At 69.4% G+C, this 15,211-nt stretch carries 13 protein-coding genes; 1 reads left to right on the top strand and 12 read right to left on the bottom strand.

Annotated elements, in window-relative coordinates; all coding sequences use genetic code 11:
- Window positions 1-16: 16 nt before the first annotated feature.
- The 12 genes from OG841_RS35540 to solA all read right to left on the bottom strand — a co-directional run bounded on the left by OG841_RS35540 (window position 17) and on the right by solA (window position 13,248).
- Entirely contained in the window at window positions 17-886 is an 870-nt protein-coding gene (locus OG841_RS35540; protein ID WP_328637638.1) for a carbohydrate ABC transporter permease, read from the bottom strand.
- Window positions 876-1,877, bottom strand: a complete 1,002-nt coding sequence (locus OG841_RS35535; RefSeq protein WP_328637639.1) for a carbohydrate ABC transporter permease — start codon at window positions 1,875-1,877, stop codon at window positions 876-878. The genes OG841_RS35540 and OG841_RS35535 overlap by 11 nt, the downstream gene beginning before the upstream one ends.
- 1 nt (window position 1,878) lies before the next feature.
- Complete coding sequence (locus OG841_RS35530; RefSeq protein ID WP_328637640.1) at window positions 1,879-3,165, bottom strand: ABC transporter substrate-binding protein; 1,287 nt, start codon at window positions 3,163-3,165, stop codon at window positions 1,879-1,881.
- Window positions 3,166-3,344: 179 nt separating this feature from the next.
- Window positions 3,345-4,328, bottom strand: a complete 984-nt coding sequence (locus OG841_RS35525) for a D-2-hydroxyacid dehydrogenase (RefSeq protein WP_328637641.1) — start codon at window positions 4,326-4,328, stop codon at window positions 3,345-3,347.
- A 1-nt stretch (window position 4,329) separates the two neighbouring features.
- Window positions 4,330-5,781, bottom strand: a complete 1,452-nt coding sequence (locus OG841_RS35520) for an NAD-dependent succinate-semialdehyde dehydrogenase (RefSeq protein WP_328637642.1) — start codon at window positions 5,779-5,781, stop codon at window positions 4,330-4,332.
- A gap of 41 nt (window positions 5,782-5,822) precedes the next feature.
- Window positions 5,823-7,103 (bottom strand): NAD(P)/FAD-dependent oxidoreductase, encoded by a 1,281-nt coding sequence (locus OG841_RS35515; protein WP_328637643.1) that lies wholly within the window; start codon window positions 7,101-7,103, stop codon window positions 5,823-5,825.
- Window positions 7,104-7,206: 103 nt separating this feature from the next.
- Complete coding sequence (locus OG841_RS35510; RefSeq protein ID WP_328637644.1) at window positions 7,207-8,046, bottom strand: ABC transporter permease; 840 nt, start codon at window positions 8,044-8,046, stop codon at window positions 7,207-7,209.
- Window positions 8,043-8,945, bottom strand: coding sequence for an ABC transporter permease (locus OG841_RS35505; RefSeq protein ID WP_328637645.1), 903 nt, complete (start codon window positions 8,943-8,945; stop codon window positions 8,043-8,045). The genes OG841_RS35510 and OG841_RS35505 overlap by 4 nt, the downstream gene beginning before the upstream one ends.
- 3 nt (window positions 8,946-8,948) lie before the next feature.
- Window positions 8,949-10,115 (bottom strand): ABC transporter ATP-binding protein, encoded by a 1,167-nt coding sequence (locus OG841_RS35500; RefSeq protein ID WP_328637646.1) that lies wholly within the window; start codon window positions 10,113-10,115, stop codon window positions 8,949-8,951.
- Window positions 10,108-11,202, bottom strand: a complete 1,095-nt coding sequence (locus OG841_RS35495; protein WP_328637647.1) for a polyamine ABC transporter substrate-binding protein — start codon at window positions 11,200-11,202, stop codon at window positions 10,108-10,110. Before OG841_RS35495 ends, OG841_RS35500 begins: the two co-directional genes overlap by 8 nt.
- Before the next feature lie 98 nt (window positions 11,203-11,300).
- On the bottom strand, window positions 11,301-11,981 hold the full coding sequence (locus tag OG841_RS35490; RefSeq protein ID WP_328637648.1) for a haloacid dehalogenase type II: 681 nt from the start codon (window positions 11,979-11,981) through the stop codon (window positions 11,301-11,303).
- A gap of 112 nt (window positions 11,982-12,093) precedes the next feature.
- The gene (gene solA / locus OG841_RS35485) at window positions 12,094-13,248 is read right to left on the bottom strand and encodes an N-methyl-L-tryptophan oxidase (RefSeq protein WP_328637649.1); all 1,155 of its coding nucleotides are present in this window, start codon (window positions 13,246-13,248) and stop codon (window positions 12,094-12,096) included.
- Between the two features lie 279 nt (window positions 13,249-13,527).
- Here solA and OG841_RS35480 point away from each other — a divergent pair, with 279 nt between their 5' ends.
- The gene (locus OG841_RS35480) at window positions 13,528-15,150 is read left to right on the top strand and encodes a PucR family transcriptional regulator (protein ID WP_328637650.1); all 1,623 of its coding nucleotides are present in this window, start codon (window positions 13,528-13,530) and stop codon (window positions 15,148-15,150) included.
- Window positions 15,151-15,211 lie beyond the last annotated feature (61 nt).

Below are 15,211 nucleotides of genomic sequence, written 5' to 3'. Positions count from 1 at the left end.
CCCTACCCACCCGCGTTCACATCTTCGTCGCCCCCGCCGCGAGATCCCGCAGGAAGTGCCGTGCGCCGATCAGGAAGACGACGATCAGCGGCAGGACGCTCATCAGCGCGCCGGCCATCACCACCGCGTAGTCGGTGTTGTAGGCGATGTTGAGGTTGGCCAGGGCGACCTGGAGGGTGACCTTGTCGGGGTTGACCATCACCACCAGGGGCCAGATGTAGTCGTTCCAGAGGCTGATGAAGGTGAAGATGCCGAGGAAGGCGAGCGCGGGCCGGAACAGCGGCAGCGCGACCTGCGCGTAGAGCCGGAAGAAGCCGGCGCCGTCGATCCGGCCGGCGTCGAGGAGTTCGTCCGGCAACGAGTTCTGGGCGTACTGGCGCATCCAGAAGATGCCGAACGCGTTGGCCGCCCCCGGGATGATCAACGCCTTCAACGTGCCCGCCCAGCCGAACTCGGCCATGGTGACGAACTGCGGCACCAGCGCCAGCTGCGACGGGATCATGTACGTCGCCATCAGGATGCCGAAGAGAATCCCCTTCCCCGGGAACTCGTACTTGGCGAAGGCGAAGGCCGCCAGGGAGTCGAAGAACAGCACCAGCAGTGTGCCGACCGTGGCCACCACGACCGTGTTGAAGAGGGAGGTGAAGAAATCGATCCGGTCGATCACCTCCCGCATGTTGTGCAGGAGTTGGGTGCCGGGCACCAGCCGGGGCGGGTAGGCCAGGATGTCCTGGGTGGTGACGGAGGCCATCACCACCAGCCAGTAGAACGGGAAGAGGGAGACCAGCACCCCGAGGAGCAGGGCGACCCGTACCAGGACCCGGGTCCGCCTGCTGCCGGCGCCGATCGCGAGGCCGGCGTGGGAGTTCGTGTGCTCAGCGGCCATTGCGGCCTCCCTTGCGCAGCAGCGGGATACCGCGGCGGTCGTCGCGGTCGCCCCCGGACACCAGCCGCCAGTTGATGACGGCGAAGACGGCGATCAGTGCGAAGAGGATCCAGCCCATCGCGGCGCCGTAGCCGAACTGGAGGTCGTTGAAGGACTTCTGCCACAGATAGAGCACGATCGTCATGCCTTCCTGGCCGGGACCGCCCGCGGTGCCCGGGTCGTCCGAGTAGAAGAGCACCTGCGACTCGGTGAAGATCTGGAGGCCGCCGATGGTGGAGGTGATGATGGCGAACAGGATCACCGGCCTGAGCTGCGGCACGACGACCCGGAACAGCACCTGGCGGCTGCTCGCCCCGTCGACCCGGGCGGCCTCGAAGAGCTCGTTCGGGATGGCCTGGAGACCGGCCAGGAAGATCAGGGCGTTGTAACCGACCCACCGCCAGATGACCATGAGGGAGATCGCCGACTTGATCCCGAGGGAGGAGGTCAGCCAGCCGATGCCGTCCACCCCGACCGCCTTGAGCAGCGAGTTGGCGAGCCCCGCCTGCGCGAAGACCGACCCGAACACGATGGTCATGGCGACCATGGAGGTGACGTTCGGAATGAAGTACGCCACCCGCCAGGCGGCCGAGTACCGCACCTGCGAGTGCAGCAGGAACGCCAGTACCAGCGCCAGGAAGAGCATCGGCACCGTGGACATGAACCAGATCTCGAAGGTGTTGACGATCGAGTGCCAGAACACCGAGTCATGCAGCAGCCAGTAGTACTGCCGGAACCCGACGAACTTCATGCTCCCGATGCCGTCCCAGTCGTGGAAGGACAGGTAGAACGAGAAGAACACCGGGAAGGCGCCGAAGAGGGCGAAGAGGATGTAGTACGGCGAGATGGCGACGTACGGCGGAAGATGACGCCGCCACCTCCCCCGCGGTGCCTCCGTGCGGGCCGGCTCCTCGGTGCTGTCGGACGGAGGTGCCTGTGCCAGGGTGGCCATGTCAGCTCACCCCCCGCTGGGCGAGCGCCCGTTCGGCGGCGTTCATGGCGTCGCGCCAGGCCTTGTCGGGGTTCTTGCCGAGCGTCTCCACGTTCGTCAGCTCCTGGTAGACCGGGGTGTTCGCGGTGTTCTCGTAGGCGCTGAAGAAGATCACCGGGGCCTTCTTCGCCGCCGGTCCGAAGACGTCGACGGGGATCTGCCCGCCGAAGAACGGGTCCGGTTCGCGCATCGCCGGCTGGGAGTACACGGCCGGGGTGGTGGGGAACAGCGACATCTCCTGATAGCTCTTCAGCTGGTTCGCGGGGCCGAGCATCCACTTCAGGAAGGCGAACGCCCCTTCCGGATCACGGCAGTAGCGGGTGATGCCGACGTAGGACCCGCCGTAGTTCGCCGGGCCGTCCGGCATGGTGGTCAGCCGCCACTTCCCCGAGGTCCTGGGCGCGGTGTCCTTGAGGCCGCCGATGTACCAGACCGCGTTGTTGATCGTGCCGATACGGCCGCCGCTGAGGGCCGAGTTGAAGTCGGGCGTGCCGTCCAGGGCCCGGGCGCTCAACCCCTGCCGGTAGGTCTCCACGGCCAGGTCCCAGGCGCGCTTCACGTGTTCCTGGTCGCCGATGAAGCGGTTGTCGGCGTCCACGAACTGCTTGGGGCTCTGGTAGAGCGCCATCCGGAACACGTAGGCGATCTGCGAGACCAGATACGGGTGGCTCGGCGCCTTCGCCTTGAGGGTCTTGCCGACCTGGAGGTACTTCTCCCAGGTCGAGGTGGCCTCCGCGACCTCCTCCGGTTCGGTGGGCAGACCGGCCTGCTCGAACAGGTCACGTCGGTAGTAGAGCGCGGTGGGACCGGCGTCCAGCGGGAAACCGATCATCCGGCCGGACGGGCTGACGCAGCTCTTCCACTTCCAGGCGAGGTACTCGTCCTCGACGGCGTCCGCGCCCAGGTCCTTCAGGTCCACGAACTCGCTCTCGTCCGGGAAGTAGTCCCCGATCGGGGAGTTGAGACAGGCCAGGTCCGGCACATAGGCACGGGCCGCCATGACGGTCCGCAGCTTGCCCCGGTAATCGCCCGCGATCGAGGCACCCTTGACCTTCAGCCCCCTCGCCCCCGGCACGCCGCGTGCGGAGGTGGCGAGCAGCTTGGCACTCAGCGAGCCGTTCCAGTACCAGATCGTCAGGTGGTCGGTGCCCGCGGAGATCGAGCCGCTCGCGCTCCCGCACCCCGACAGGCCCAGCAGAGCGGCACCCGCCCCGCCGAGAGAGGCACCGAGCAGGCGCCTTCGGGACATCGTTCGGTGTGGCATGGGCGCGCACTCGCTTTCCGGACGGGTAGGACAACGATGTCAAGCTGCCGTGAACGTTCACGTGAACGTTGCCGACGAGTATTGGGGTGGCTGAAAACAGGAGTCAAGACATGTGCGGGCGCGACGTGTTGAGTGCCTGTCCTTTTGTGCCGATAGTGCCGCCCTCAGGCGGGGTGCGTCCCGTCGACCACGTATCCGCGCCGCTTGTCCACCACGTTGCGCAGCGGCCGGCCCTCGAGGTGCCGGGTGAGGTTGTCGAGGAACACCTCGACGAGCGCCTCCCGCTCGCTGGTGGTCTCGCCCGCCGTGTGCGGGGAGATCATCACGCCGGGCATGTCCCACAGGGGTGATACGGCAGGCAGCGGTTCCTGGGCGAACACGTCCAGGGCCGCGCCGCCGAGCCGTCCGGCGGCGAGATGGTCGACCAGCGCCTCCTCGTCGACGAGTCCGCCCCGGCCCACGTTGATCAGCCGTGCCCCGAGCTTCATGGCGGCGAGCACGGAGGCGTCGACCATGCCCCGGGTGCCCTGGGTGAGGGGTGCGGCCAGGACGACGTAGTCCGCTTCCGTCAGGGCGGAGCGCAGGGTCGACGCACCGTGGACCGTGCCGAAGTCGGGGTCGTCCGTGCGGGCCTTGCGGCCCGCGCCGCACACCCGCATCCCGACGGCGCGCAGCAGCCGGGCGATGGCCCGGCCGATCGGCCCCGTCCCCCAGACCAGCACGGTGCGTCCGGTGATGCCGTCGCTGGGGCGCGGACGCCACTCGCGGCGCCGCTGGTGCTCCCAGGTGCCGGGGAAGTCCTTGGCCAGGGCGAGGATCAGGCCGAGGACGTACTCGGCGGTCGGCTGGTCGTAGACCCCGCGGGCGTTGGTCAGGACAACGCCCGGATCGTCCACCAGGGCGGGGAACAGGAAGGAGTCCACGCCCGCCGAGGCCGCGTGGACCCAGCGGGGTGCCTTGTCCGGGTTGTCGGGCCAGGCCTCGCGGATGGCCGGGGTGATGGTGACCCAGGCCAGGAGGGCGTCGGCGCCGGGGAGGAGGTAGGGCAGTTCTTCCTCGGTGGCGTAGACGGTGTCCGCGAGGCGTTCGATGAGTGCGGTGGCGGGGGGCCGGTTGCCGCGGTGGAGGACGACGAGTCGCTCGGGCATGTCAGGCTCCGACGGGGACGGCTATGTACTTGTACTCCAGGAACTCGTCGATGCCGACGCGTCCGCCTTCGCGGCCCAGGCCGGACTGCTTGACGCCGCCGAAGGGCGCTGCGGGGTTGGAGACCAGTCCGGTGTTGAGGCCGATCATGCCGCTTTCGAGGCGTTCGGCGACGCGCAGGGCGCGGTCGAGGTTCTGGGTGAACAGGTAGGCGGCCAGGCCGAATTCCGTGTCGTTGGCGGCGGTGACGGCCTCGTCCTCGGTGTCGAAGGTACGGATCGCGGCGACCGGGCCGAAGATCTCGCTGTCGATGATCGCCGATTCGGCGGCGATGCCGGTGAGGACGGTGGGCGGGTAGAAGCAGCCCGGCCCGTCGGGGAGTTCACCGCCGGTGAGCACGGTGGCGCCGCGCTTGACGGCGTCCCGTACCAGGTCGTGGGCCTTGCTGCGGCCGGCGATGTCGATGAGGGGTCCGACGTCGGTGCCGGGTGCGGTGCCGTCGCCGACCTTCAGGGCGGCCATGCGGGCGGCGAGGCGGGTGGCGAACTCGTCGGCGACGGAGGTGTGGACGTAGATGCGGTTGGCTGCGCAGCAGGATTCGCCCATGTTGCGCATCTTGGCGACCATGGTGCCCTCGATGGCGACGTCGAGCTCGGCGTCGTCGAAGACGATGAGGGGGGCGTTTCCGCCCAGTTCCATCGAGGTGCGGATGACGGTGTCGGCGCACTGGGCCAGCAGGATCCGGCCGACCTGGGTGGAGCCGGTGAAGGAGAGTTTGCGGATTTTCCCGCCGCGCAGGAGAGGTTCGACGAGGCCGGCGGCGTCGGTGGTGGTGACGATGTTGAGCACACCGGCCGGCAGACCCGCTTCGGTGAGGATCTCCGCCAGGGCGAGGCTGGTCAGGGGGGTCTGGGGGGCGGGTTTGAGGACGATGGTGCAGCCGGCGGCGATGGCGGGGCCGATCTTGCGCGTACCCATCGCGAGGGGGAAGTTCCAGGGGGTGATGAGCAGGCAGGGGCCGACGGGCTGACGGGTGACCAGCAGGCGGTTCCTGCCGTCGGGGGCGGTGGTCAGGCCTCCGTCGATACGGACGGCCTCCTCGGAGAACCAGCGGAAGAACTCCGCGCCGTAGGCGACTTCGGCACGCGCCTCGGCCAGCGGCTTGCCCATCTCCAGGGTCATCAGCAGCGCGAGGTCCTCGGTGCGCGCGATGATGAGGTCGTAGGCGCGGCGCAGGATCTCGCTGCGCACCCGGGGCGGAGTGGCGGCCCAGGCGGCCTGCGCGGCGACCGCCGCCTCAACGGCACGCCGGCCGTCGGCGGGTGAGGCGTCGGCGACCCGGCACAGTTCCTCGCCGGTGGCCGGGTTGTCGACGGACAGGGTCCGGCCGGACGCGGCGTCCTGCCAGGCACCGCCGATGAACAGCTGCTTGGGAACATCACGGACGACAGTCATCGTGGGTATCTCCTTGAAGGTGTGGAGGGGCTGCCGACCGGTCAGCGGATGCGGTCCAGCGTCTTGTAGTAGGCGCCCGCGAAGGGCAGGAACCAGGCGGTGCCGTTGTAGAGGGGGATGCGGGGCGGGGCCAGGTCGCGGACCGGGCTGACCTCGGGGTGGCCGTCGATCACCTCGGCCATGACCTGGCCCATGTGCGTGGCCATCTGCACGCCGTGGCCCGCGTATCCCATGGAGTAGTGGACGCCGTCCTCGGTCTGCCCGGCGTGCACGATGCGGTCCATCGCGAAGCCGACGGAGCCGCCCCACACGTACTCGACCTTCGTGCGGGCGAGTTGGGGGAAGATCTCGCACATCTCACGGAACAGGACGGCCCCGCTCTTCTTGTCCGAGGTGGGGTCCGACGGCGCGAAGCGGGCTCGGCCGCCGAACAGCAGCCGGTTGTCCGGGGTGAGCCGGAAGTAGTGGCAGACCTGGTTGGAGTCGACGATGAGGCGGGCCTTCGGGATGATGTCCCGGGCGAGGTCCTCGCCGAGCGGCTCGGTCACGATGATGAAGCTGCCCAGGCAGACCTGCCGGCGGCGCAGCCACGGGAAGTTCTTGTCGGTGTAGGCGTCGGTGGCCATCATGACCTGCCCGGCGCGGATCACACCGCGCTCGGTGCTGACCTCGAACCGGCCGCCGGCGGTGCGCCGCACACCGATGGCCGCGTTGCGCTCGTGGATCTCGACACCGGTGCGCTCGCAGGCCTCGGCCATGCCGCGTACGAAGCGGCCGACGTGCAGTGCGGCGCTGAACGGGTCGAGCAGGCCGCCGTGGTAGGCGTCGGAGCCGATCTCGGAACGCAGCTCGGACTTACCGATCAGAATGGTCTCGTGTCCGAAGTGCTTGGCCAGGTCGCGCTGTTGGGCCTTCTTGCCTTCGAAGTGCGCGGGGCGGGACGCGACACCCAGGCGTCCGACGCGGCGGAACTCGCAGTCGATGGACTCCTCGTTCACGAGCCGCTCGACGGTGTCCACGGCCTCGCCGTAGGAGGTGTAGATCTCGCGGGCCCGCTCCAGTCCGTACCGGCGGATGGCCTGGCCCACACCGATGGTGAAGCCCAGGTTGGCCATGCCGCCGTTGCGAGCTGAGGCACCGGAGCCGATCTGGCCCTTTTCGACGAGGGTGACGCGAGCACCCTTGCGGGCGGTGTGGAGGGCGGTGGACAGACCCGTCAGGCCGGCGCCTACGACCACCAGGTCGGCGTCCTCGGAGAGGGGCTTGCCCGAGCGGTCGGGAAACGGACCGGCGGTCTCAATCCAGTACGGGATCGTCTTCATAACGGGTCTCCTGCGGGATGTGTTCGGGGAGGGCGCGGCCGGGCACACCGGGGGTGGGGCACGGCGCTGTCAGCGGTAGCGCGGGCCCGTGCCGGCGCAGGGCTCAGGCGAGCGGTTCCACGGGGAGGGCGTTCCGGCCGTCGCGGTGACCGCCGAGTTTGCGGACGAGGGCGACCAGGGCGAGCGCCAGGACGGCCAGGGCGATGAGGACGGCGCTGACCGCGGTGACGGTCGGGTCGACGTCGAACTGCAGGGCGTTGAAGACGAGGACCGGCAGGGTGCGGGTGTCGGGGGTCGACATGAACTGCGCGATGAAGAACTCGTCGAAGCTGGTGATGAACGAGAACACCGCGGCGGCGATCAACCCGGGTGTGGCCAGGGGGAAGGTGATGCGCCGGGCGATGGTGAGCCGGCCGGCACCCATGCTCGCGGCGGCGTCCTCCAGCCGTTCGTCGATGCCCCGCAGCGTGGAGATCATGATGAGGATGGCGATGGGCGCGGCGAGCACGGTGTGGCCGAGGGCGATGGCCAGGGGGCTGCCGAGCATTCCGGCCGGTTCGAAGAACAGGAACAGGCCGAGCGCGATGACCACTTGGGGGATGAGCAGCGGAGCCAGGACCAGCCCGTAGACCGCCGTGTGCAGGGGCAGCCGGCCGCGGGCCAGGGCGGTGGCGGCGGTGGCTCCCAGGATGAGGGAGAACACCGTGGTGAGGGAGGCGATGAGGCTGGACAGGGCGATGGAGGTGGCCCAGTTGCCGCCGGGCGCGGCCATCTGCTCGTACCAGTGGGTGCTGTACTCCTTGGGCGGGAAGGTGCCGATGCCGTCCGCGCCGAAGGAGGTGACCAGGATGATGACGATGGGCATCGCCAGGAACAGCAGGATCGCGGTGGCGCTCAGGGCGCGGCCGATGTGTCCGGCCCGGGTGGCGGGCAGTTCCATCATGAGCTGCTCCTTCGGGCGTGTGCCTTCTTGCGGCGGAGCTTGGCCAGGCCGAGCACGCCCAGGCCGGCGAAGGTGAGCAGGAGCAGGATGACGCCGAAGGCGGCGGCGGAGTTCCACTGGTCCTGCTGCATCACCTGCTGGTCGATGAGCGCGGCGACGACGGTCTGCTTGTCGCCGCCCATCAGGGCCGGGGTGATGTAGTAGCCCAGGCACAGGATGAAGCTGAGCAGTCCCGCGGTGCCGATCCCGGGCGCGACCAACGGCAGGTAGATCCTGCGGAAGATGGTGAACCGGCTCGCGCCGAAGCCGGCCGCCGCGGCCAGGAGCCGGCCGTCGACGCCGCGCATCACGCCCTGCAGGATCAGGACGGTGTAGGGCAGCATCACCGAGGTGGTCCCGATGACCACACCGGTCTCGTTGTAGAGCAGCGGGAACGGGGCTCCGGGCACGTGCAGCGAAGTCAACAGCGTGTTGATGAGGCCGTGGTCACCGAGCATGATGATCCACCCGTAGGTGCGCACCAGGGCACTGATGAAGTGCGGCACCACCACGATCAGCATGGCCGGCGCGGCGAAGACGGGCCGCATCCGGGCGATGGCGTGCGCCAGGACGAAACCCACCAGGAGACTGAGCACCGCGGTCTCCGCGGAGATCCGCAGGGTGGAGAGCAGCACGGACAGGTTCACGCCGCTGAGAGCGTCGGCGTACCAGTGCAGGGTGAATCCGCCGCTGTCGCCCTTGAGGCTCAGCGAGAGCACCCCGATGATCGGGTACACGAACAGCACCAGCAGGAACACCGTGACGGGGACGGCGTTGACCAGGGCGAGCCGGGAGCGGTGCCCGCGCATCGCGGACGTCTTCACACGCACCTTGCCGGGTGCGAGAGCGGTGCCGGCCACGGTTCACCCCCCGTCCGTGGCGTCGAAGACGCTGACGTCGTCCCGGTCGGCGGTGACACACACCCGCTCGCCCGTGCGCGGCGGGACGGCGGCGGTCTCGATCCGCAGCGGCGGGGTCCCCGGAGCGGCCCCGTCCAGGCGGACGCCGATCCGGGTGAGCGAGCCGACGTAGACGGCCGTCTCGACCGTGCCGGTGCAGCAGCCCTCCTCGGCGCCGACCAGGCGCAGCTTGCCCGGCCGCACCGCGGCGCGCACGCTCTGTCCTGGCACGCAGGGGTGGGCGCGGGCCGTGAGGACACCGCCGGTGTCCAGCCGTACGCGGGTGCAGTCGTCTGTTCCGCCGTCCTCGACCTTGCCGGTGAGGAAGTTGGCGGCGCCCAGGAAGTCGGCGACGAACGGGGTACGGGGGCGTTCGAACAGGCCGCGGGGGGTGTCGAACTGCTCGATGCGGCCGTCCTTCATGATGGCGATCCGGTCCGAGAGAACCAGCGCCTCCTCCTGATCGTGCGTCACATAGACGACGGTCAGGCCGAGTTCGCGCTGGATGGACTTGATCTCGGTCTGCATCTGGTCGCGGAGCCTCTTGTCCAGCGCACCCAGCGGTTCGTCCATCAGCACGATCGGCGGGCGGTAGACCAGCACCCGGCACAGGGCGACGCGCTGCTGCTGACCGCCGGAGAGCTCACGGGGCTTGCGGCCGGCGAACTTCGACAGGCCCGCCGCCTCCAGGGTCTCCCCCACCCGGCGGCGGATCTCCGCCTTGTCCACCCCTCGCAGTTGTAGGGGGAAGGCGACGTTCTCGGCGACCGTCATGTGCGGGAAGAGCAGGTACTGCTGGAAGACGAAACCGAAGTCCCGCTTGCCCGGGTTGAGTTCGGTGATGTCCCGGCCGTCCACTGCGATGGCGCCGGAGTCGGGCTCGGTGAACCCGGCCAGCATCATCAGCGTGGTCGTCTTGCCGGAACCGGAGGAGCCGAGGAAGGTGACGAACTCACCCGCCGCTATGTCCATGTCCACGCCGTCGACCACTGTCGTCCCGCCGTAGGACTTGCACAGCCCCGTCACCGACAACGACTTGCCCGTCGGTGAGGAGGAGCGAGGGGCCAGGGCGGCGGCGAGGTCGTCGGCGGACAGCTTCGCGGCGGTCGGGGTCTGGGTCCGCTCACGCATCGGCCCACTCCTGCCAGCGCTTGGTGACGGCGTCACGGTTCTTGTCCCACCAGGCGGCATCCGCGTCGAACCCGATCTTGAGGTTCTGCGGTGAGGTCGGCAGCGTGGCCAGGACGTCCTCCGAGAGCAGCTTGGTCGCCGCCGGGACGACCGGGCCGCCGGTGGGGCTGAGCTTGGCGAACGCCGCCTGCACCTCGGGACGCAGCGAGAAGTCGATCAGCCGGTAGGCCGCGTCCGTGTTGTCCGCGCCCTTCGGGATGCCCCAGCCGTTGGTCATCCTGCGGGCGCCGTTCCACTGGTAGGCGACCGGCTGCCCCTGCTTGATCAGTTCATCCGCGCGGCCGCCCCACAGGGAGGTCATGACGACCTCCTTGCGGCCGAGCAGGACGGCCGGCAGGGCGCCGGTGTTCCAGAACTTCTTCACATCGCCGCGGATCCGCGACATCGACGCGAACGCCCGGTCCACATCCAGCGGGTACAGCTTGTCCAGCGGCACACCGTCGGCCAGCAGCGCGAACTCCAGCTCCGGCAGGTCGGCCTCCGCGCTCTGCAGCGACCGGGGGCCGCTGAAGGAATGCGTGTTCCAGAAGTCGGCCCAGCTCTTCGGGGCGCGCTTGAGACTGTCCGTGCGGTAGGCCATCACGCTCGCCCACACGTTCTTGCCGACCGCGTGCTCCGGCAGGTTGTTCTCCGCGATCCCGGCGCCCTTGACGCTCTTCAGCCGATCGTGGTCCACCGGCTCCAGACACTCCAGGCGGGCCATCTTCTGGAAGTTCAGCAGTGTGTTGTCCATCAGGTCCACCTGCGGACGGCCCTGCTTGACCTGGGCGATGATTTGCGCCGACTGGTAGTTGACCGTCGTGACCGTGATGCCGGTCTCCTTGGCGAACGGCTCGTAGATCGCCTTGGTCAGGGCGTCGTTGTAGGCGCCACCGCTGTTGCTGACGACGAGTCGCTTCTTGGAGCTGCCCGAGCCGCGGCTTTCGCTGCTGCCCATGAGGGTGCCGCAGCCGGTCACCACGGTGGCGGCGGCCAGCGCGCCTGCGGTGCTGAGTACGGTTCTGCGTCCTATTCGGTTGGCTTCCATCGGGCGCCTCCTGGTGCTGGGTGTGGATTCGGGGGAACGGAAAACACTGGGTGGGGGGTCCTTCTGGGCGGTCCGTGCGGGACGGTGTGCGTGGAGATTCAGATGCCGAGCATGGTGTTGAGCTCGTCCAGGGACTTCACCGGCACGTAGTCGTAGCCGTGGGTGACCGGGTCGTAGCCCCGGTCCAGGAGGATCAGGTTGCGGAAGCCCAGGTCGTGCATCGGCATCAGGTCGTAGCGGGTGTGCGAGGAGACGTGCACGAAGTCCTCGGGGGACGCGTCGAGCTGGTCGAGCATGTACTCGAACGCTGCGTACCGGGGCTTGTAGTAGCCGGCCTGCTCCGCGGTGAAGACCGCGTGGAAGTCCGCCCCGAGCCGGGGCACGCTCTCCTCCAGGAAGGAGTCCTCAGCGTTGGAGAAGATCACCAGCTTGTAGTGCTCGCCCATCTTCTTCAGCGGCTCGGGCACGTCGGCGTGCGGACCCCAGCTGCGCACGCCGTCGGCGAACCGCTTGCCCGCGTCCGGCGCCGCCTTCACACCCCACTTGCGGCAGACCCGCTCGAAGGAGTCCTGCAGCACCTGCTCGTAGGGGTAGTACGCGCCGCGGACCTGGTCGTAGCGGTAGCCGCGGAACTCCCGGAGGAACTGGTCCCAGTGCTCCGCGGGGATCTGGTCGCCGACGAGCTCACGCGTGATGGGCGTCATCGGCCACTCGATCAACGTGCCGTAGCAGTCGAACGAGACGTACTTCGGCCGGAACTGAAACGACGGAATGGGCATGGACGAACTCCAGTTCTTTGCTGCAGGAACAGGTTTCGATTCAGCATTTGTCGCTGTTTGTCCGGCACATCGGTGACGGACTTCCCCATGAGGGGAGGCGGGTGACTTCAGGTCAGGCAGCGTCGGCCGCGGCCGGTGCCAGGAAGCCGACGGGATGGTCGGTGGTGCCGTCCAGGGCGAGGTCGGCGGCGATCTCGCCCATGGCGGGGGACAGTTTGAAGCCGCTGCCGGAGAAGCCGGCCATGACGATGATGTCGTCCTCGCCGGGGAGGCGGCCGACGAGCGGGTCGCCGGAGTCGGTGTAGCCCTCCATGTAGGCCGACATCCTGATGGGATCGGGGTTCAGGTCGGGCATCAGCTCGCTGATGAACTCACGCATGGTGGCGAGTTCCTCCGGACGGACCGTCCGGTCGAGCCGTTCGGGGTCGGATACCGGCAGATGGCGCGCGGAGTGGACGCCCAGCTTGAAGGAGAGGCCCAGCTTGACGGACATGCCGTCGGGCGAGGGGAGCCCGTAGCAGTCGTGGGGTGTGCTGCGTACGAAGGCGGGGGCGCCGCCCGCGAACCAGTCGTGGCGGGTGGGGATGTGCCAGGAGCTGATCAGCCGGCGGACGTCGACCGCGCGCGGCAGGTCCGGGAGCAGGGTGTTGATCCAGGGGCCCACGGTCACCACCGCGGTGTCCACGTGATCCGTGCCCTGGTCGGTGACGATGTGCACCCCGCCGCCTGCCGCGGGCGCGATCTCCCGCACCGGGGTGTAGCGGTGCAGCCGGGCGCCCAGTTGCTCGGCACGGGTGGCGGCGGCCTGGATCGACGCCTCGGGCCTGATGACGGCGCCCCTCCGGTCGAGGACGGCGGTGTGCCCGTCCGGGAGGCGGTGCTGCGGGTAGCGGCGGGCGAGTTCCTCCCGGTCCAGTACCTCGTGATCCAGCCGGTGGGTGGAGCCGGCGGCGAGGAGGAGGCCCATGGAGGGCGACGCGGTTTCGCCCATCACCAGGCATCCGCTGCGGCGTCGCAGTGAGAATCCGGTCTCTTCCTGGAGGTGGTCCCACATCCGGTCGGCGAGCCGCAGCAGCGGGATGTAGCGGGGTTCGCCGAGGTGGACGGCTCGGAAGATGCGGGTCTCGCCCCCGGCCGCACCGCGGTCATGACCCGGCGCGTACCGGTCGTAGCCGATGACCTCGGCTCCGCGGGCGGCCAGTCGCCACATGGCCTGGCTGCCCATGCTGCCGGCACCGATCACGGCGACGCGCTTCGGGTTGCGCATGAGGTCGCTCCTTTCGATGGTGTGGTCCGGGTGGCAGTCGGGCCCCAGCACGGTGAAGACATCGTGGGGACTCTTCCGGTTCGGGTCCCGCTGGGGATGGCGTTCACTCTCGGCCCGGGGGAACCTGCAGGTCAACCCACACTGTGTTCCACCTGAGGGCCTTCTCGAGACGGTCTGTCACCGCGGACGGCCGGGCCGTACAAAATGTCTGCCCCCTCTTGTCACGGTGAGTGGCCGGTGCGAGGGTGTGCCCGATCCCCTCGGACGAAAGCACCCCCCATGCCGCCCAGACGGCCCGCAAACGGGCACTTCCCCACGATCGCGGAGGTACTGCGGCTGCCCGTGCTCACCGAGGGGATGCCACGCGTGCTGGCCGGTGAGTCACAGCTGGACAGGGCGGTGCGCTGGGTGCACGTCACGGAGCTGCTCAATCCCGCAGATTTCCTGGAGGGCGGCGAGCTGGTGCTGACGACCGGCATGCCGCATCCCGAGGACACCTCCGAGCTGCGAGGCTATGTCGACCAGTTGGCCGACGTCGGCGCGGCCGGTCTCATCGTGGAGCTCGGTTACCGGTACCGGAAGGTGCCCGGCGAGCTGGTGGCGGCGTGCCGTGCCCGTGACGTGCCGCTGGTCGAGCTGGCCCGGGGCGTCCGGTTCATCGACGTCACGCAGACGGTGCACGCGCTCATCCTTGACGCCCAGGGGGCCCTGCTGCGGCGCGGGAGGGACATCCAGGACGTCTTCACCGCCCTGACGCTGCGGGGCGCGGATCCCGAGGAACTGGTGCACACCACGGCGGAGCTCACCGGAGCCCCGGTGGTGCTGGAGGATCTCACCCACCGGGTCCTGATGTGCGAGCTGCTCGGCCGGCCGTACGAGCCGGTGGTGTCGGCCTGGTCGCGGCGTTCGCGGGCCGCCCCGACGCCGGAGAGGATCACGCCGAGCGGCCCGGAGGGGTGGCTGATCGCGCCGGTGCAGGACCACCAGGGGCTGTGGGGGCGGCTGGTCCTGCTGGAGGGCCGGCTGAACGCCGAGCCCGACCCGGAACACGTCCTGGTGCTGGAGCGTGCGGCGATCGCGCTGACCATGGCGCGCCTGGCCGGGCCGGCCTGGTGGGAGCGCCGGGCCCACCGCTCCGTACTGCGGGACCTGTACGAACGGCGGTTCCGCTCCCCCGCGGATGCGCGCGCCCGCGCCGAGGCGCTGGGGCTCCCGGCCCTCGGGCACCGGCTGTTCGCCGTGGTCATCCGCCACACGTACACCGGCACCGAGGGTGAGCACCTCGACGAACGGATCGCGAAGGCGCTGGCGCATACCGGCGTCCGCGCCCTGGTCGGCGAGACGGCCCCGGGCCGGATCGGCGTGCTTCTGGCACTGGCACAGGCGAGCGCCTGGCAGCCGGTCGCCGAGCGGATCGGCCGGCTGACCCGGGAGGAGCTGGGGCCGGAGGCCGTCGTCGCCGTCGGCCCCGGGGTGACCGACCTCGCCGGGATCGCCCGGTCGTGGCAGGAGGCGGAGCAGACGGCCGAGGCCATCACACCGGCCTCCCCGGAACGGTGGTTCTACGTCCCCGCCGACGTGCAGTTGCCGGAGTTGCTGGGCGTCCTGCGGCAGGACACCCGTCTTCAGCGGTACGCGGAACGGCAGCTGACCCGCCTCATCGAGCACGACGACCGCAACAGCGGCGATCTGCTCCCGGCACTGCGCGCCTATCTGACGGCGGCCGGGAACAAGTCGGTCGCGGCGAAACGCGTCGGCATGTCCCGGCAGGCGTACTACCAGCGCCTCCACACCATCGAACGGCTCCTCGGCTGCGACCTGGAATCGGGCCTGCAGCGCACGTCCCTGCACGTCGCGGTGCTGGTCCTGGACGCACAAGAAGCAACAGTTCCCGGCGCATGAGGGGCACGCCGGCCGTCACCGGTGCGGACATCGGACGTGGCCAGGATCAAGGCGATCGCGT

It is taken from the genome of Streptomyces canus, assembly GCF_041435015.1.
GTDB lineage: Bacteria > Actinomycetota > Actinomycetes > Streptomycetales > Streptomycetaceae > Streptomyces > Streptomyces canus_G.
This window is presented reverse-complemented; position numbering and strand designations above follow the sequence as displayed.